This window comes from Bacteroides xylanisolvens XB1A, from assembly GCF_000210075.1.
GTDB classification, from domain to species: domain Bacteria; phylum Bacteroidota; class Bacteroidia; order Bacteroidales; family Bacteroidaceae; genus Bacteroides; species Bacteroides xylanisolvens.
Genome location: NC_021017.1, coordinates 3,420,178 through 3,438,390, shown reverse-complemented (window position 1 = coordinate 3,438,390; position 18,213 = coordinate 3,420,178). Strand labels below are relative to the sequence as shown.

Genomic DNA, 18,213 nt, shown 5'->3' with positions numbered 1-18,213 from the left:
CTTATTAAAAACAAGGTGAGAACGAATGGAAAACATGAAAGCATATGGTTATCTGAATGAGAAATGCGCAATAAAAAGATGAGAAATAAATCTCTTCTAGTGCGCGCGACCGAATAACGACAAAGCATACGGAATGACATATAGCGCGGATGGCTTCGAAGGAGTTTGGGCAAACCCATTCCCTATCGCCAATCCTCCTAGGAGGCATAAACTAATCATTGATTTTTCCATCTTGTATTATTTTCAATTCATAGGGTTAACAGATTCAACGTACTACTTTCCATTCTTTAGGAGCTTTGAATCCGTCACGACCTTTACCGTAAGGTACTTCCGGTATACAAGGAGTGATCGTGTCATATTTCAGGGCAACCTCATACAAAGCCTTCACAATTTTCTCGTTTCCTGCGCTGGCATTTTTCTTTTCGTAAGGATCTGTTTTATAATCAACCAGGAAGTCCTGTTTCAAATCCAGACCCGGTTTCATACCTTTTCTTATCAGTTTATAGTCTTTATTGACTACTGCTCCGTGTCCCAGATAAAAGTCGCGGTCGATACAGGTCTTTTTACCGTTTAATACAGGGAGAATGCTAATACCGTCATATTCACGTTTCGGACGGCTGTGATCTCCTACCAAATCTTTCAACATGGGAACAAGGTCAACAAAGCCCGTCACTTGTGAGCTCAAGTTCTTATATTGTTTCTCTGCCTTCTTCCAATAAAGAACAGCCGGTGCATGTACCCCTCCATCCCACTCGTCGAATTTATGTCCACGCAAAGGTCCTGATGAGGATCCCGGAACACCGGCAGTGCCGTTATCACTAAAGAAGATAAAGAAAGTGTTGTCCATAATTCCTTTCTTCTTCAAGGCATCTACAATAGCACCGATTCCCCTGTCCATACAAGAAACCATTGCACTGTAAGTCGCTTTTTTCTGTTCTTTCGGTGTCAGGCTGTCGAAATTGTCTGTATAGAGTTTTATATCTTTTTCCTGTGCCTGCAAAGGTGTATGAGGTGCATTATAGGCCACATACAACATAAACGGACCTTCTTTCTCGTATGCATCGATACAGCGGATGGCTTCTTGGGTTATCAATTCGGTAGAATAGCCCTTGTCATGACAAGTTTCCCAATCATTATGCCAATCCAGTTCACCCTCACGCGTCAGGTCGAAATAATCTATCGCACCGTTCAGATGACCATAGAAGTGCGAAAAGCCCCTATTCATCGGATAATGCACTTTCTTCGTATGTCCCAGATGCCATTTACCGATAATGGCTCTGTTCTTATATCCGTTACGTGCCAGCATATCGGCCATCGTTTCTTCATTCTCATCCAGTCCGTCTTCACGCCAGGGCGGAATAACAGCCGAACGGACACCAAACCGGTTCGGGTAACGTCCCGTCATCAGTCCCGCACGGGTGGGCGTACTGATGGGAGAAGTGTAAAAGCGTTCGAGTTCCACTCCTTCGCCCACCAGAGCATCCAGACTGGGAGTCTTGATTTCACTACCATGAAATCCTACATCTCCCCAACCCAAATCATCGGCCAATACAATCACAATATTGGGACGCTCTGTCTGCGCATGAAGAAATGCCGGAAGCAGAGTACATCCACAAAGCAAACCAAAAAATTCTTCTTTCATGATATACGATTTATAAATTACATTCTGTGTTTTATTCGTTTTGATGTGTGACGGCTTATTTTCTCTTTCCCGGCATGTGTTCGAAGGCACGCATTTCGGTAGGTTGTCCTTCGTCTCCACAATCCTTCATCCAGCGTTTCAGCTCTTTATCCAGACGGCTGATGGTAGAAGCTTGTTTCGCGTCTTCCGCCAGATTCTTCATACAATACGGGTCGTTCTTCACATCATACAATTCGATAGCAGGACGATGCTGGTATTTAATCGTCATCGCTTTTGCATGACTATCCGTTTCCGCCAGACTTTTCCACTTTTTAAACAAAGGAGATTTTGTTTCAACATTCTGGAAAGTAGCTTCCGGGGTGAGATTGACAATATATCTGTATCGACCGTCGTATACCGAACGGATGCCATAATAAGGCGATCCGGCATTGATGCCTCTCGTGGTCTGAAGGGAGAAAGAATATTCCTTGTGTGCTTTCTTCTTGCCTGTCAATACCGGTTTGAAGCTTTCGCCATCTACTTTCGCCAGCGGTTTTCCTCCTGCTATATCGACAAAAGTAGGGACAATATCGACATATTCCACCAACGCGTCACTCACGCTTCCCAGCTTAATCACTCCCGGCCAGCGAACGATACAAGCAGAGTGTACCCCCGCATCATAACAAGTCCATTTGGCAAAAGGCAGGCTGTTGCCTTGTTCACTCAAATATACGACAACAGATTTATCCGTCATTTTTTCCTGATCCAGGATAGAAAGGACATTACCAAATTCCTGATCCATATAATTGATCTCTGCCAGATAATGAGTAAACAACTCGCGAGTCTGGGGAATATCTACATACATAGGAGGCAGTGTCAGTTTGTCCGCATTAAATTGAGAGGCATCGCCTTTATTCCAAGGAGTATGCGGTTGATTGGAGGCTACAAACAGACAGAAAGGTTCGCCTTTCGCCTTGCAATCGGAAATAAATTTCTGAATTGCTTCAAAATTCAAGTCCACACCTTTCAAAGGAGGTACATAAAGGTCGAAAGGAAATACTGATTTCGGGGCAATATGCGATTTCCCGATCAACGCGACTTTATAACCCAACGGTTGCAGATGATGTACAACGCTCAATGTGCCTTCATTGGCACAAGTGTGATTAGGGTAAGCTCCGCTGCGTACAGGCCATACACCTGTATATAGATTATGGCGGGTAGGCGATGACATCGGAACAGCCTGATAGGCTTGTGTGAAGCGTACTCCCTGTGTGGCAAAATGGTCGATATTCGGAGTCTTCGAATCAACATTGCCATAACAGCCCAGATCATAATGAGAACAGTCGTCGGCTATGAACAATAGGAAGTTCGGTTTTTCCGTTTGCTGGGCGAAAGACAGGCTGGTAGCTCCCAAGGCTACAGATGCACTTACTTAATTTATTCATTTTGTGTTCCTCCTTTATTTATTTCTTCGGATGTTTGGGTAATACAAAGTTTGCATTCGCCCATTTCTCCCATTCGGCAACTAACTTGGTAAGCACTTCAGGGTGCTGTTCCGCTAGATTGTTACGTTCGGTACGGTCTTTAACCACATCGTACAATTCCCATTCTTTTCCTTTTTCGTCGCGGATTGCTTTCCAGTTTCCCCAGCGGATCGCTCTATTGTTCTGATGTTCCCAATACATATATTCATGCAAAGAGTCTGTTTTCTTCTGAATAGCTGGGAAAAGACTACTGCCTACTAATGGATATATTCTGTTTCCACCGTGATAAGTTTCCGGATAAGTGGCTCCTGTTGCTTCCAGAATAGTCGGCATAATGTCCGGCAGATAACCGGGAACACGACACCATTCACCTTTTTTATTCTTCAGATTGCTTTTCCACGACACGATGAGAGGAGTGGAAATACCTCCTTCATAAGAACGGCATTTGTATTTCCGGAACGGAGTATTGGAAACCTGCGCCCATGCTCTTCCGTAAGAAGGGAATACGCTACAAGCCGGGTCGTTGATTTCAGACACTTTTCCGCCTCCCAATTCAGCGTATGGCTCGGCACAAGCACCGTTGTCGGATAGAAACATGACAAGCGTGTTATCCAGTTTACGATTCTTTTTCAAGTAATCCAGCAACTTTCTCACATTATAATCTACACAATGCACCTGTGCTGCATAAACAGCCATCCGATAGGCTACTTTATCTTTCTCCTGTTCCGTCAATTCATTCCATTTCCGGTTTTCCCATTCGGCAAACTCTGTATTCGGTTCGATGATTCCCAACTTGGTCATCCGTTTGCGCCTTGCTTCACGAATTTCATCCCATCCTTTCTCACGATAGATCTTCGTGAATTTTTGAATATCTTCTTCTTTTGCCTGCAACGGCCAGTGAGGAGCGTTGAAAGCTAAATAAAGGAAGAAAGGTTTATCGTCTTTCTGTTCGTCAACGAAGCGGATTGCGTAATCGGTAAATGCATCTGTTGTATAATAAGGTGCTTCCGGTACCGGAAGTTTCGTGTTATCAAGAGTCAAGCCACGTCCCCCCGATGGACGGAGATAGCTGCAAGCTCCTGCCAAAATCCCGTAGAAGCGTTCAAATCCCCGTTGCAAAGGCCACTTTTCTTCTCCATGCATCCCCAGATGCCATTTACCAGCCATATAAGTATGGTAGCCACTTTCTTTCAATACCTCGGCTATCGTAACACAGTTCCGGTTCAAGAATCCTTTATATCCCGGCACTCCCCAGTCGTTCGGGCTCTTTTGATTGGGTTGATTAAACGGGTCTTCGGACATCTGCCCGATACCCGTCTGGTGCTGATATAATCCTGTCATTAAACTAGCCCGGGTGGGGCATGAACGTGAAGTATTGTAGAATTGTGTGAAACGTACTCCTTTGGATGCCAATGCATCAATATTAGGGGTCAGTATTTCTCCACCATAGCAGCCAATATCGGAATAGCCCATATCATCTACCATAATCAGTACAACGTTCGGTTTTTCCTGTGCCGAACAAAATGACGCCATCAGTAAGGGTGCAGTCATCAAGAAATTTTTCTTTACCATAGTATTATCAATTATCTGAAAAACAAAAATAGAGAAGTTTATGCAAAAGGAAGGAAAAATGCTAATCAATAAAGAATAAAATCTGGTATATATGCTATCCAACAGATATACAATGCGTCCATGAACTTTTATTTCTACTCTGAATAGTTTTTTTCCTTTATTGAACAATTAATTTTCTATTTTTAGGTCAATATATTCTAACTTTGCATTTTAGTTAAAAACCTATTGAAATGAAAAACAAACGAATTCTTTTTCTTCTTTCTTTTTGTTTATCACTAGCAATAGCATGGGGAGAGACTCCTCCTGCCAAAGTTATATTCCAACAATACATGAACCAGGCACAGACATTTGCCAACAACTTTCCACGGGAGAAAGCGTATTTGCATTTTGACAATACGAGTTATTACGTCGGTGACACTATTTGGTTCAAAGCCTATGTTACTCTTGCCGGACAACAGATTTTCAGTCAGATCAGCCGCCCCCTGTATGTGGAATTGGTGGATCAGACAGGACATATAACAGATAAGCAAATCATCAAACTGACACAGGGGGAAGGGAACGGACAATTCGTTCTTCCCCATTCCATGTTATCCGGCTATTATGAGGTACGTGCCTATACTCGCTGGATGCTTGCCTTCAGCGAACCGCAGTATTTCTCACGTACTTTCCCTATTTATCAACTGACGAATAGTGATAAGCTGGAACGTAGCATCACGACTTACGAACTTAGTCCGTCGATGGAGAACCGTCCGTTGGAAACAAAGGAGAAGTTGAGTGTGCGCTTTTTCCCTGAAGGAGGGCAATTAGTGGAAGGAGTGACTTCGCAAGTGGCTTTCAAGGCGGAGAGTAAAGATGAAGGGAATATAGAATTGTCAGGAACGATTTATACCAAAGAAGGAGCAGAAATCTCTTCTTTCGAGACTTTGCACGATGGAATGGGGCATTTTAAATATACGCCTTCTGCACAACCGGCTGTTGCCAAAGTCGATTTTCAAGGAAAGAAGTATGAATTTACCCTTCCACAGGCGTTACCTAACGGATATGTATTGAGTACTGTCAACAATGCCGGTGCCCTTTTGGTGAAAGTATCCTGCAATGCCGCTACTCCTCAAGATACATTGGCTGTATTTATCAGTCATCAAGGGCGGCCGTATGTTCATCAACTGATTAGTTGCCGGGCGGACACTCCACAAGAGTTCATTCTGCCTACCCGCAAACTACCGGCAGGTGTACTGCAAGTCAGCCTCATCAACCGAGCTGGTAATACGTTATGCGAGCGTTTTGTCTTTTCCAATCCACGTGCCCCTCTACAACTATCCGCAGAGGGACTGAAAGAGGTGTATACTCCCTACGCTCCTATTCGTTGTGAGTTACAGGTAAAGAATGCCAAGGGAGAACCGATATCGGGAGATGTATCGGTCAGTATCCGGGATGCCGTCCGGTCAGATTATCTGGAGTATGACAATAACATTTTCACTGATTTGCTATTAACATCTGATTTAAAAGGATATATCCATCAGCCCGGTTATTATTTTGCATCGCCGTCTCCCCGGAAGCAAACGGAACTGGATATATTATTAATCGTGCATGGATGGCGTAAATATGACATGAGCCAAGCCATTTCTACTGCTCCTTTCACTCCATTGCAGTTACCGGAAGCACAATTAGTGCTGAACGGGCAGGTTAAATCAACGATCCTCAAAAATAAGCTGAAAGATATAGCACTTAGTGTAATAGTGAAGAAAGATGACCAATTTATCACTGGAGGAACCGTGACCGATGAAAACGGTCGTTTCACCATTCCTGTCGAAGACTTTGAAGGAACCACGGAAGCGGTGATCCAAACCCGGAAAGTCGGTAAAGAACGCAACAAGGATGCATCCATCCTGATCGACCGTAATTTCTCACCTGCTCCCCGAGCCTATGGTTACAAGGAACTTCATCCTGAATGGAAGGACTTGACCCACTGGCAACAAAAAGCCGAGAATTTTGATTCTCTATACATGGATTCTATCCGGAAAGTAGAAGGGCTTTATGTATTGGATGAAGTGGAAATAAAAAGTAAACGCCGACAAGGAAATAATATGGCTACTAAAATCAATGAGAAAAGCATTGACGCCTATTACGATGTACGCCGTTCTGTTGATTTATTACGTGACAATGGGAAGATTGTCACAACTATTCCGGAATTAATGGAAAAGTTGAGTCCGCAATTCGATTGGGATCGTAGTAATGACAAGCTTACTTATCGGCAGAAACCAATCTGCTATATCATGGATAATCACATTTTATCCGAGACAGAAACTCAAATGATGCTGACCGAAGTGGATGGATTGGCTTCCATAATCATCAGTAAAGGAAACAGGAGGCATCGATGACGAGATTATCCAAAACACCAAAATGTCCGAAGTTACGGATAGCACGGGAGTGGATATCAGCAAACTGGATAAATACAGTGTTTTCTACCTGATTCCCCTACCCAGACGCGATGTATTGAACAAAAGTCAGACTGCCGTACTTGGTACCCGGCAAACAGTCATTCAGGGATATACTCATGCATTGGAATATTATTCACCTGCCTACCCGACCAAAGAATTGTATATGGATAAAGTGGACAAAAGACGGACGCTCTACTGGAACCCGTCTGTACGGACAGATGAAAATGGAAAAGCGGTGATTGAATGTTACAATAACCAATATTCCACTCCAGTGATTATTCAGGCGGAAACGATGAGTAAGGATGGACAAATAGGAAGCATGAAGTATTCTACCATCGGGCAAGCGGAGCAATAGTTCTTGTTGTAGATAACCTCATAGCAGATATTATTAATGAGGATGAAGTTATTCCTGATCCGGAATCCTTCATCCCCATTATTCATTCAATTTTTTATTCATTCCGTTTTAAATGGAATGACAGTTATTTCTTTTTCTGTCCCGGGTAAGGTTCTACCACGCAATGCTTAGCCCATGCTTCGTATGCTTTTGACAGATGTCATTCCACCCACGTTCTTTTTAACTCCTTTCGGCCAATAAGCAATCATTGCCATGGGTAATAAAGCTCCCAACTAAGACAAACATTTTTAAATGTCCATAATTATTACGATTTAATTAACATTTTTGTCGGTTTCGTGTGACCGACTTACAGAACAAAAGTAGAGAAGTTTTTTAAGAGAAAGGGAAAAATACAAATCAATAAAGGAAAAAATAGATGAACAGAAATGGAAGTAACTAATCATGATCTATTATAAGTAAAGAGGGTGTCCGAAAAGGATACCCTCGTACTTAGAGTTAGTTTATCAAACTCTCTTATTTCATTCGTCCATATTACCATTCAATTTACTGGTCCTCATCTGGGATCTGTGTGTTAATATTCCGTTGAAGTGTCATCGTTCCCTTTACTTTATAAGGAATTTTGACACCTTTAGTACTTGTTACATCATTGAATTCGTATTCAATATTAAATGAGATAAATTTTCTTTTTAAATAAGAAACTGTTTAAAAATTACACAATAATTTTGTTAAGCATGATTTTGCAGAAAGCAAGTTGAACCATAGTCTCTGCAGTATCAGCATGGAACTCGTAGTCTATTGTCAGCCTTCTGAAGTTTTCCAGCCATGCGAATGCTCTTTCAACAATCCATCGTTTCGGAATGACCTTGAACTTTGACGGGCATTCATCAGGTCTGAGAACGACTTCAAGTTCCCATTTGAATTTGTCAAATACCCAATCTGCAAGGCTTCCTCTATAGCCACCATCCGCAAGGATTTTGGCAAGACGAGGAAATTTGTAGGATAGCCTCTCAATGACCTTCGGAGCACCCTTGCTGTCATGAACATTGGCTTCATGCACGGCTACAGACATCAGATAACCTTGGCTGTCAACGATTATATGCTGTTTTCTGCCCTTAATCTTCTTGTTGCCGTCAAGTCCTCGAACAGAATCTACATGATGTGAAGTCTTGACATTTCGTGAGTCTATAATGCCCATGCTGGGGCTTTCGTTGCGACCGGACTGGATGCGTACCATAGAGCGAAGTGTATCAAGGAGCTCCTCAATGATGCCCTCGTTTTTCCACTTGCTAAAATAGTAGTATACGCTCTCCCACGGAGCAAAATTCTTGGGAATCATGCGCCACTGACAGCCTGTTTTGAGAAGATATAGAATCGCATTCATGATGTTTCTGAGAGAATGTTTTCGCCTCCTTTCTTGCGGATTTATAATTTTTTCTATAACTTGCCACTGTTTATCAGTAAGGTTAGTTGAGTATTGTCCCATAACTCTAATTAATTGACACTCATAAAGTTACGAACAAACCTCCGATTAACCTACTGATTTACAATATATTATTCATTGCAATAACGTTTATTTTCAATAAATTTTAAACAGCTTCTTACCATATTCATCTAAATATCCGCACAAAGTGGAAACTACCAGTTGTGGCTCATATTCATACTTAGCCTGCGCTTTGGAAGATTGTTTTCCTATTTTTACTTCGACACTACCTTCAAAGCACAATGAAGGAGTGAGACAATAAAGACTGTTTCCTTTTGAGCTGACAACTATTGCTTCTTTCCCTCCTATTTTCACGGAAATAATAGAAGGATCCGTTCCAAAATTAGCTCCATATATCACCATTCGTGTATTTCCTCCCCCCCCAGATTTAGGAGTAAAATCTGTCACTTCTATTGGTTGGTTTGGGTCATGGGCAACTGCAGACGCATCTTTATCATCTTTACAGCTGCTAATACTAATTGTAGAGTATGAATTCAGTTATTCATGCGAATCAGTTGTTGAATGTAAGTTCTTGTTTTTAAGAAATTCTTTGATGCTAAAATAGCTTAGATACGCTCCGTAGAACAGATAGAAGGTACATTATTGAATATAAGATAAATAATAAGCAGCTTGTCATTGTTTAAATCCAGCTCAATGACAGGCTGCTTAAATTATAATTACTTATAGTATGCTGCAGATATGATTGTAAAGGATCTAATATAAATAGAAAACTTTGAGTTAAAAAAATGGAGATGTTTTGCAAATTCACTTTTAAAGATTAAATTTGCAAACAGTAAAATAAGAGCAGCAATGATAGAAAGAATATTGAAATCCAAGTTAATTGAAATGGCAAATAAATATCCGATTGTCACATTGACAGGACCTAGACAATCTGGAAAATCAACATTATTGAGAAATTCCTTTCAGGACTATGAATATGTGTCTTTGGAAGATCCTGATATGAGACTATTTGCTACAGATGATCCGAGAGGATTTCTTTCCACCTATCCAGATAAAACAATTATCGATGAAGTTCAAAGAGTTCCGTCACTTTTCTCTTATATTCAAACGCATACCGATAAAGAGAATAAAGAAGGTATGTATATGCTGGCTGGTTCTCATAACTTCTTATTAATGGAAAGTGTGAATCAATCATTAGCTGGACGTACGGCAGTACTCAAGCTACTACCGTTTTCGCATTATGAAATGGAAAAAGGAGAAATATTGCCATCCAATGTAAATGAAGAAATTTTTAAGGGAGCTTATCCACGTATTTATGATAAAGCAATAAATCCGGATGATTATTATCCTTTCTATATACAAACATATGTAGAAAGAGATGTAAGATTATTGCGTAACATTGGAGATCTAAGCAAATTTATTAAATTCCTCAAATTATGTGCAGGTCGCATAGGTCAATTATTAAATCTTTCATCATTAGCAAATGAATGTGGAATTTCTGTCACAGCAGCTACTAACTGGTTATCTATATTAGAAGCAAGTTATATCTGTTATTTACTGAAGCCAGATTACAACAATTATGCCAAGCGATTAGTAAAAACTCCTAAGTTATATTTTTATGATACAGGGCTAGCCTGTTCTTTACTTGACATACAAAATACAGAACAAATAACTACTCATTTTTTACGTGGAGGATTGTTCGAAAATCTTATCATCAATGAATTTGTAAAAGAATCCTATAATAGAGGCGTCGAACCGGGATTATCATTTTGGCGTGATAGTACTGGCAATGAGGTTGACTTATTAAGAATGGTTGGCGGAAAACAATATGCCTATGAAATCAAATCAGGAGCAACTTATTCACCGGATTTCTTTAAAGGTATTTCAAAATGGGCTAAACTATCCAATACTCCAACGGAACAATGTTTCGCGATTTATAATGGAGATAGGGATATAAAAACATCTGTCGGTCAAGTGAATGGATGGAATCATTTTAGTCTGTTCTAAATCGCCGCCACTAATATACATATCTTTATTCCATCTTATGTAAGATCCCTGAAACTGCATTTGGGGATATATTATTTCTTTGTCATGTATGAATTGTTGATATTTTGTTCTAAAATTAGAATTCGTTGAAAAAATCTGGAATACCCAAATCCAAGAAATAAATCATTTTTATAGGCCACAAAAACACCTGAAAAACCAACTAATTACAACACAAAAACAAGACATATCAACTATACGCATCTGATAATAAACTAGATAACGTGAGTTCAACGAATTCACGTTAAATATAAAGTCCGGAGTTTGTTCCAACCCAGATATTTTTGTCCACCTCTATCAGGGCTTCCACAAAATTGTTTTCTAATGAGAACTTTTCGTTGAGAACATTCCGATACACTTTATTTCCCCGTCCGTCATAACGGTTCAATCCGTCACTGGTACCCAGCCAGATAAAACCATAACTATCTTGAAGGGCGCACCACACGGTATTATGAGACAATCCATCTTCTACCTAATATTTCTTGAACGAAAAATAAGGAAACGCGGATAATGTTCCGTTCCAGAAGATCAGCAAGCATATTAGTATTTTAGTTAACTTCATTCTACGTGTTTTTTATTCAATTATCGGTTCAGCCAAGGTTCAGGATTCAACTTTTCTTTCTCCCTACGCAGCTGGAAGTGCAATACCGTCCGTCCATTATCCGTACCGTCAGAAAAGATCTGACCGATGGATTGCTTTGTCTTCACCGTATCACCGGCTTTGACGGAGGCAGAAGAAAGATTGCAATAAACAGAAATATAATTGCCATGACGAATGAGGACATTAAATAATCCGTTCAATTGGAACACAGCCGCCACCTTTCCATCAAAAATGGCACGCGCCTGTGCACCCGGTTTTCCCTGAATATCAATACCCTTGTTATCCAGTTTCACGTTACGCAAACCCTCTACAGCATATTGCCCGTAACGGCTGGTGATAATATAAGCGCCGGATATGGGCATTGGCAATTTCCCGCGATTCGCGGCAAAGTTACCTGATAATTCCCGATCCGCCTTACTCATGGTATAAGACTCAAGAGGTTTCGATTTGGCGGCTGTTTCCGTTGTAGCAGATTTTCCCTCCTTGCTTTCCTCTTTCTTACGGGCAGCCGCTTCACGACGAGCTTCTTCCTGTGCACGCTTACGGGCACGCTCTATTTCTTCCGCAATTAATTTATCGATGCGGGCATTCAGCCGATTGGCTTCCCTGCGTTTTTTATTTATCTCATTCTGCAATCCTTTCTGCTTCTTTTGCAGATTAGTCACCAACGTACGTTTCTCTTTTTCCTGCTCTTCCAACTTCACCTTTTCGCTCTCACGTTCTCGCAGCAGGTTCTCTTTGGCGGCTTTCACTTGCTGACGCTCCACTTTCTTCTTGCGTATCTGCTCTTGTTTCTTTAAAATTTCTTCCCCTTGCAGACGTTGATAAGTGGCATATTCACGAACATATCGCATACGCCGATAAGTCTGCCCCAAATTCTTTGCTGAAAAAATAAACATAAGCTTCTCCTCTATCGACTTATTCTTATACAAGTACTGGACAGAAGCTTCATATTTCTTCTTTTTATCTTTCAAATCCTTCTCCAGCCCGTGCAACTGACGCTCCAATGAAGCCAGTTCACGCTGGATAGCCTCCACATCATTGTTGATAGCCATGATATAGCGTTTCCGCTCTTCAATCTGTCCGGTCAATACAGCCAGACTATTCAACTGGCTTCCCACATCTTTCTTTGTATCCTTCAATATAGATTCCGATTCGGCGATCTGTTTTTGCAACGCACCGCGTTTACTTTCCAGCTCACGAATCAACTTGTTCGATTGAGCGGAAAGAGGAACTGCCAACCACAGGCAACTGATTAGAATAACAAAGAAACGTTTCATCATAATAAAGCTACCAGCATTCTTACTAATTCTTCCAAGGGGATTTGACGATATTTGGACGTCAGTTCCGTCGGAGTCATCGAAAACTCTTGTGTGGAAAACTCATAAAGTTGGACTTTAGCCTTTTCTAATGAAGGAATTCCTATATCTTTTCCTGTCAGTTCTGTCTTTCCACTAGGAAGAGAGGCATCCATCAATATCTTTTCCAAACGGGAAAACTCCACATTCTTCGACAATACATTTTTCAATTCAGCTTTAGTGGCACGAACAAAGCGTTTATTCATCCTGTCTACCAATAAAACTTCATCGGGAGTAACTTCTATACGTGCTACTTCCGTACGCAGAATAGGCATCAATAAGGAGATTTGTACCCGCTCATGAGTTTTCATCTTCATGGTTCCCCCTACAGACATACTTCCCTTCTTGCTGGGAATAGTCAACTGAAGCTTGGAAGCCAGGTAACTGGATGTCGGAGCCTTTGTCGAAGTCTTAGTTTCCGAGGTTGCCAAGTGCTTCGAACTCTTACAGCCGGCCAACACCACTACCACCAACAACAGTAGATAAATGATTCTTTTCATTCCGCAATATATTTCTTCTTCTCTATTTTCTGTTTCAACGTTTTCGACTCGCTACCCATTTCCAGTGCCTTCTTCCAATATTTCAACGCACCTTCCACATCGCCGGTCATAAAATAAATATCTCCGCAATGCTCCACAATCACATCACTCTTCTCGCCATCGTTCTTCATTGCATTGTCAATATAAATACGGGCTTCGGCATAGTTTCCCTTTTCAAAAAGAATCCATGCATAAGTATCGAGATAGGTAGAATTATTAGGTTCGGCTTTCACCGTTTTATAACTCATCTCCTCCGCCTTGTCCAAATCATGACGTTCCACAGACAGATAATAAGCATAATTGTTCAATGCGCCAATATTGGAAGGATTGTACACCAAAGACGAATCGTAAGCAGCATAAGCCTCCGCCATCTGTTTCTTGGTATGATAAATGTCTCCCATGATTGAATAGAAATCCGAAATGACTTCTTTTCTAGTATCGGCAGTTACATGTTCCAATGCTCTGCTGCAAACACTCAATACACTATCCGTCTGTTCTGCCTGATGATAAGCAATAGCCAGATAATAATAAAGTTCCAACGCATCGGGAGTGGCTTCAATACCCGGTTCACAGACTTTGATAATTTGCTTGTAGTCTTCCTTCTTCACCGCCGCACTAACCAGCATCAACCGGGCAGCCTTATTGGTAGGGTCCAGATCAACCACCTGCTCCAATACCGGCACAGCCTCTTGTTCCATATTCTTCGACAACAAATATTGAGAATAAAGCATCGGAATCTGCGGATCATCTATATCCTGCTTCATCATCCGGTCGAACAAGGCAATCACTTGAGTGCTATCTTTGGCAGACGACTGTTCGTTTTCCACAATCACCTGTCTCATAACACTGATTTTGGTATCCGAAGTCACCTTCTTATTCAGCAATAAAGTATCCAACTGCTGTTGATACAACTCTTTCTGACCGGTCTGTTCATAATAAGAAGCCATTGAAAAAAGAGCCATCGGATTGTCAGGCTCTACCGCCAGGACCTTCTGATATGCATCGTATGCTTCCTGTTTTTTTCCATTCTGAAGATACACATCTCCCAATATCACCTGATAACGCATATCCATCGGATATTCCTGTACCAGACTTTCTATTTCCTGAAATGCCTTCTTATCATCTTTCATCTGAAGATAAATACGGAATTTCTCCATAGAAAGCTGCTCATTTTTACCTAAGCGTTTCTCTAAACGGTTCAATGTAGAAATGACATCGTTATATTTCTCCTGACGACTGTAAATATCAAGGAGACTGAACAAAGGTTCCTGCTTTGACGGGAAACGGGTTACCATTTTCTCAAGCAACGTTACAGCCTTATCCAACTCGTTCTGTTGCTGATACAGGCTGACCAGCCCCTGACTGTACCAGTAATTATCAGGAGCAAAAGCCACCGCCTGCTCCAAAGCCGCCTGACCTTGCGGCACCTGGCGGAGGAACATATAATACTGCGATATTTCATAAAGTGCCGAAGAAGCGTTCGGATTGATATCCAGACAATGCTGTAACAAACCAAATGCCGCATCATACTCATTCTTTTCTTTCATCCGCATGGCTTCCAAAAAGAAGTAGTCATATTTACGCTGTTGTTCAGCAGGAAGCAATGATTCTTTTACCGAAAAGGATGCATCTGCCTTCACTGCTGTTTTTGCTGTACGCATAGAACGAGTTCCCCCACACGAAGTGAGCACTAACACCGTCACGAACAGCCATCCTATTTTTATCTTCATTCTATTTTTTCGATTAAGCATTCATCATACTCCGGTATGTCCGAAGCCACCGGCTCCGCGTTCCGTTTCATCCAGCACCTCCACTTCCTGCCATACAGGCTGTTCATGCTTTGCTATCACCATCTGCGCGATACGTTCGCCATCTTCAATAACAAAAGCCTCGGACGAGAGATTGACTAAAATGACACAAACTTCTCCACGATAATCCGCATCAATCGTACCCGGAGAATTAAGTACTGTGATACCTTTCTTTATCGCCAGCCCGCTACGTGGACGAACTTGCGCCTCAAATCCCTTCGGCAGAGCGATATACAATCCTGTCGGCACCAGACAACGTTGCAACGGTTCCAGTGTGATAGGTTCAGAAAGATTAGCACGGATATCCATTCCTGCGGACAATTCGGTGGCATAAGCCGGAAGCGGATGCTTCGATTTATTGATAACTTGAATATTCATAAATGCATGTTTACTATTTAACGGGCGAAAATACACATTTTGAACTGAAAAATAGTTAAGTTTGCAGTTAAATAATGTACCTGCAACCAAATTGCGAATGGTAAACAACTAAATCCTAAATAAAAAGATAAGTCAAGCATCTTTAAGTTCAAATGATAAACGGAACTTCCAATCACAATGTTGCCGCCTTTAGCAACAACCGAAAGTTTCTGTTTTGTAGTCCAAAGCGGCAACCATAATTTAGTTATAATCAAAAGAATATTTACATCTTAGAAAAAGAAAGTTTATATACGATCAATCTGCCCTAAAACGTTCAGTCTGCACATCACGAGAGTTTGCTCCTACCATGACATCAAATTCTCCCGGTTCATAAACGTATTGTAATCCTGAATTATAAAATCTCAAATCGTCTTCCGTGATAACAAACTTAACTTCACGACTCTCTCCTTTTTTCAAGAAGATACGTTCAAAGCCTTTCAGCTCTTTCACTGGACGAGATATTTCAGCGTAAATATCATGCAGATACATTTGTACGATCTCATATCCGTCAAAATCTCCGTCATTGGTCACAGTCACAGACACTGTCAACTCCCCATTTTTGGACAGTACATCCGAACTAAGTTGCAAATTCCCATAAGAGAAATTTGTATAACTCAAACCGTACCCAAAAGGATAAAGAGGTTCGTTACTCATATCCAGATAGTTACTGGAGTAACGGTTAAAAGAATGACTGTCAGGATCGGGACGACCTGTATTCAAATGATTATAGTACAGAGGAAGCTGTCCCACTGAACGGGGAAAAGTCGTAGTCAGCTTGCCGCCCGGAGTCACTTTACCGAACAATACATCAGCAATAGCATCGCCTGTTTCACTTCCACCGAACCAGACATTCAAGATAGAATGAACATTGGCATCCTCCCAGTTCAGAACTAACGGACGCCCCGTAAAAAGAAGCAACACTACGGGCTTACCCGTCTTCACCAGCGCCTTCAACAAATCCTGTTGAGCATCAGGAATCCCTAGTTCCGTACGTGAAGCCGATTCACCACTCATTTCAGCACATTCTCCCAAAGCCGCAACAATCACATCTGCACGGGCAGCCGTATGCAAAGCTTCATCCAACAATTGCAGTTCATTGCCGCGTTCTAACGGACGGATACCAGCTCCTCCTTTTTCAAGTTCCGCATCATGATATATATTGCTACCTCTCGCATACAGTATTTCAGCCTTATCACCTGCTGCCGAACGAATTCCCTCCAATAATGTCCCGTGACGGGAAGGAGTACACGTCATACTCCACATCCCACACATATTATTACGGGCATCAGCCATAGGACCAATTAAAGCAATCTTACCTTTCCGTTCGAGCGGAAGCAGATGATCCTCATTCTTCAACAGAACAAATGTTTCAGCTGCGATTTTACGCGCCACCGCGCGATGAGCAGTCGTATAAAGTTCTTTTTCCACACGCAGGGTATCACAGTATTTATACGGGTCAGAAAACAAGCCCAATTTATATTTTGCTTCCAATACACGGCGACAAGCGGCATTAATCTGTTCTTCCGTAACTTTCCCTTCTTTCAGAGATTCTTCCAATGTATTCAGAAAACCGCAAGAAACCATATCCATATCCGTACCCGCCTGTAAAGCACGTACAGAAGCCTCTTTCAAAGGAGCAACCCCATGTGAGGAGATTTCGGCGATAGAATTATAATCCGTCACTAACAACCCACAAAAGCCCCATTCATTCCGGAGCAAATCGGTCAGTAACCATTTATTAGCCGTAGCCGGAATGCCGTCCACCAAATTGAAAGAACTCATCACACTACCCACACCTGCCTCAACAGCTGCCTTGTATGGGGCAAGATATTCATTATACATACGTTGGCGACTCATATCAACCACATTATAGTCCTTCCCTGATTCGGATGCGCCATATAATGCAAAGTGTTTTACACAGGAAAGAATTTCGTTTTTTCCCTGCATATTATTTCCCTGATAACCGCGTACATAGGCTTTTGCTAACAGGGAACCCAAATAAGGGTCTTCACCACTACCTTCTGCAATACGCCCCCAACGACTGTCGCGACAAATGTCAACCATCGGGCTGAATGTCCAGCAAATACCATCCGCACTGGCTTCTACAGCAGAAATGCGTGCCATACGTTCAACAGCTAGTGTGTCCCAGCTACAAGAAAGCGCTAAAGGAATCGGGAAAATGGTTTCATAACCGTGGATAACATCAGCTCCTACCAGCAAAGGAATTCCCAAACGGGTAGAATCAATGGCTATACGCTGCAAATCAACAATCTTTCTTATTCCTTTCACATTAAAAAAGCCTCCAATCTCCTGGTTACGAACCATTTTCGTAAGTTCGGCACTATTTACATTACCAGTAACCAAATCACCCCCGGAAGGAAGATTCAATTGGCCCAACTTCTCGTGCAGTGTCATCTTTCCCATCAGATTGGCAATATATCGATCCATCTCTTTATCTCCTTCTTCAGCCGACAATGAACAGGAAGACAATAACAACCCATATAGAACGCCTAATAACAAGTATTGATATTTCATG

At 41.6% G+C, this 18,213-nt stretch carries 11 protein-coding genes and 2 pseudogenes; 2 read left to right on the top strand and 11 right to left on the bottom strand.

Annotated features, from left to right (window positions below; translation table 11 throughout):
* Positions 1-265: 265 nt before the first annotated feature.
* The 3 genes from BXY_RS13455 to BXY_RS13445 are packed head-to-tail and all read right to left on the bottom strand — an operon-like array spanning position 266 to position 4,677.
* Positions 266-1,642: an arylsulfatase B gene (locus BXY_RS13455; RefSeq protein ID WP_015532178.1), complete on the bottom strand. Its 1,377-nt coding sequence runs from the start codon at positions 1,640-1,642 to the stop codon at positions 266-268.
* Between the two features lie 55 nt (positions 1,643-1,697).
* Positions 1,698-3,035 (bottom strand): sulfatase family protein, encoded by a 1,338-nt coding sequence (locus BXY_RS13450; protein ID WP_134993574.1) that lies wholly within the window; start codon positions 3,033-3,035, stop codon positions 1,698-1,700.
* A 49-nt stretch (positions 3,036-3,084) separates the two neighbouring features.
* Positions 3,085-4,677, bottom strand: a complete 1,593-nt coding sequence (locus tag BXY_RS13445) for an arylsulfatase (protein ID WP_032811581.1) — start codon at positions 4,675-4,677, stop codon at positions 3,085-3,087.
* Between the two features lie 230 nt (positions 4,678-4,907).
* Between BXY_RS13445 and BXY_RS13440 the strand changes: the two are divergent.
* Positions 4,908-7,470 (top strand): annotated as a pseudogene (locus BXY_RS13440) (hypothetical protein).
* Positions 7,471-8,179: 709 nt separating this feature from the next.
* Here BXY_RS13440 and BXY_RS13435 read toward each other — a convergent pair.
* Both BXY_RS13435 and BXY_RS13430 read right to left on the bottom strand, forming a co-directional pair.
* On the bottom strand, positions 8,180-8,953 hold the full coding sequence (locus BXY_RS13435) for an IS5 family transposase (protein WP_004316930.1): 774 nt from the start codon (positions 8,951-8,953) through the stop codon (positions 8,180-8,182).
* A gap of 93 nt (positions 8,954-9,046) precedes the next feature.
* Positions 9,047-9,358: an IPT/TIG domain-containing protein gene (locus BXY_RS13430; RefSeq protein WP_232286451.1), complete on the bottom strand. Its 312-nt coding sequence runs from the start codon at positions 9,356-9,358 to the stop codon at positions 9,047-9,049.
* 402 nt (positions 9,359-9,760) lie between these two features.
* Between BXY_RS13430 and BXY_RS13425 the strand changes: the two genes are divergently transcribed.
* A complete protein-coding gene (locus tag BXY_RS13425) occupies positions 9,761-10,918 on the top strand; it encodes an ATP-binding protein (RefSeq protein ID WP_004316928.1) in 1,158 nt (385 codons plus the stop codon).
* A 283-nt stretch (positions 10,919-11,201) separates the two neighbouring features.
* Here the strand turns inward: BXY_RS13425 and BXY_RS23600 are convergent.
* The 6 genes and pseudogenes from BXY_RS23600 to bglX form a co-directional block, all read right to left on the bottom strand.
* A pseudogene (locus BXY_RS23600) lies at positions 11,202-11,516 on the bottom strand (ligand-binding sensor domain-containing protein); the annotation flags it as partial.
* A gap of 20 nt (positions 11,517-11,536) precedes the next feature.
* Entirely contained in the window at positions 11,537-12,838 is a 1,302-nt protein-coding gene (locus BXY_RS13415; protein ID WP_004316850.1) for a murein hydrolase activator EnvC family protein, read from the bottom strand.
* Positions 12,835-13,413, bottom strand: a complete 579-nt coding sequence (locus BXY_RS13410) for a DUF4292 domain-containing protein (protein ID WP_004316851.1) — start codon at positions 13,411-13,413, stop codon at positions 12,835-12,837. Before BXY_RS13410 ends, BXY_RS13415 begins: the two co-directional genes overlap by 4 nt.
* Complete coding sequence (locus BXY_RS13405; RefSeq protein ID WP_015532175.1) at positions 13,410-15,182, bottom strand: tetratricopeptide repeat protein; 1,773 nt, start codon at positions 15,180-15,182, stop codon at positions 13,410-13,412. Before BXY_RS13405 ends, BXY_RS13410 begins: the two co-directional genes overlap by 4 nt.
* Before the next feature lie 24 nt (positions 15,183-15,206).
* Positions 15,207-15,638 carry a dUTP diphosphatase gene (gene dut, locus BXY_RS13400; RefSeq protein ID WP_004309527.1) on the bottom strand — a complete coding sequence of 144 codons (432 nt, stop codon included), beginning with the start codon at positions 15,636-15,638 and terminating at the stop codon, positions 15,207-15,209.
* A 294-nt stretch (positions 15,639-15,932) separates the two neighbouring features.
* Complete coding sequence (gene bglX, locus BXY_RS13395) at positions 15,933-18,212, bottom strand: beta-glucosidase BglX (protein WP_004316853.1); 2,280 nt, start codon at positions 18,210-18,212, stop codon at positions 15,933-15,935.
* Position 18,213: the final 1 nt, after the last annotated feature.

Excerpts from the sequence above, each read along its gene's own strand:
- BXY_RS13455 (WP_015532178.1), bottom strand. The coding sequence starts at position 1,642 with ATGAAAGAAGAATTTTTTGGTTTGCTTTGTGGATGTACTCTGCTTCCG.
- BXY_RS13405 (WP_015532175.1), bottom strand. The coding sequence starts at position 15,182 with ATGAAGATAAAAATAGGATGGCTGTTCGTGACGGTGTTAGTGCTCACT.
- dut (WP_004309527.1), bottom strand. The coding sequence starts at position 15,638 with ATGAATATTCAAGTTATCAATAAATCGAAGCATCCGCTTCCGGCTTAT.
- BXY_RS13445 (WP_032811581.1), bottom strand. The coding sequence starts at position 4,677 with ATGGTAAAGAAAAATTTCTTGATGACTGCACCCTTACTGATGGCGTCA.
- bglX (WP_004316853.1), bottom strand. The coding sequence starts at position 18,212 with ATGAAATATCAATACTTGTTATTAGGCGTTCTATATGGGTTGTTATTG.
- BXY_RS13435 (WP_004316930.1), bottom strand. The coding sequence starts at position 8,953 with ATGGGACAATACTCAACTAACCTTACTGATAAACAGTGGCAAGTTATA.
- BXY_RS13415 (WP_004316850.1), bottom strand. The coding sequence starts at position 12,838 with ATGATGAAACGTTTCTTTGTTATTCTAATCAGTTGCCTGTGGTTGGCA.
- BXY_RS13410 (WP_004316851.1), bottom strand. The coding sequence starts at position 13,413 with ATGAAAAGAATCATTTATCTACTGTTGTTGGTGGTAGTGGTGTTGGCC.
- BXY_RS13425 (WP_004316928.1), top strand. The coding sequence starts at position 9,761 with ATGATAGAAAGAATATTGAAATCCAAGTTAATTGAAATGGCAAATAAA.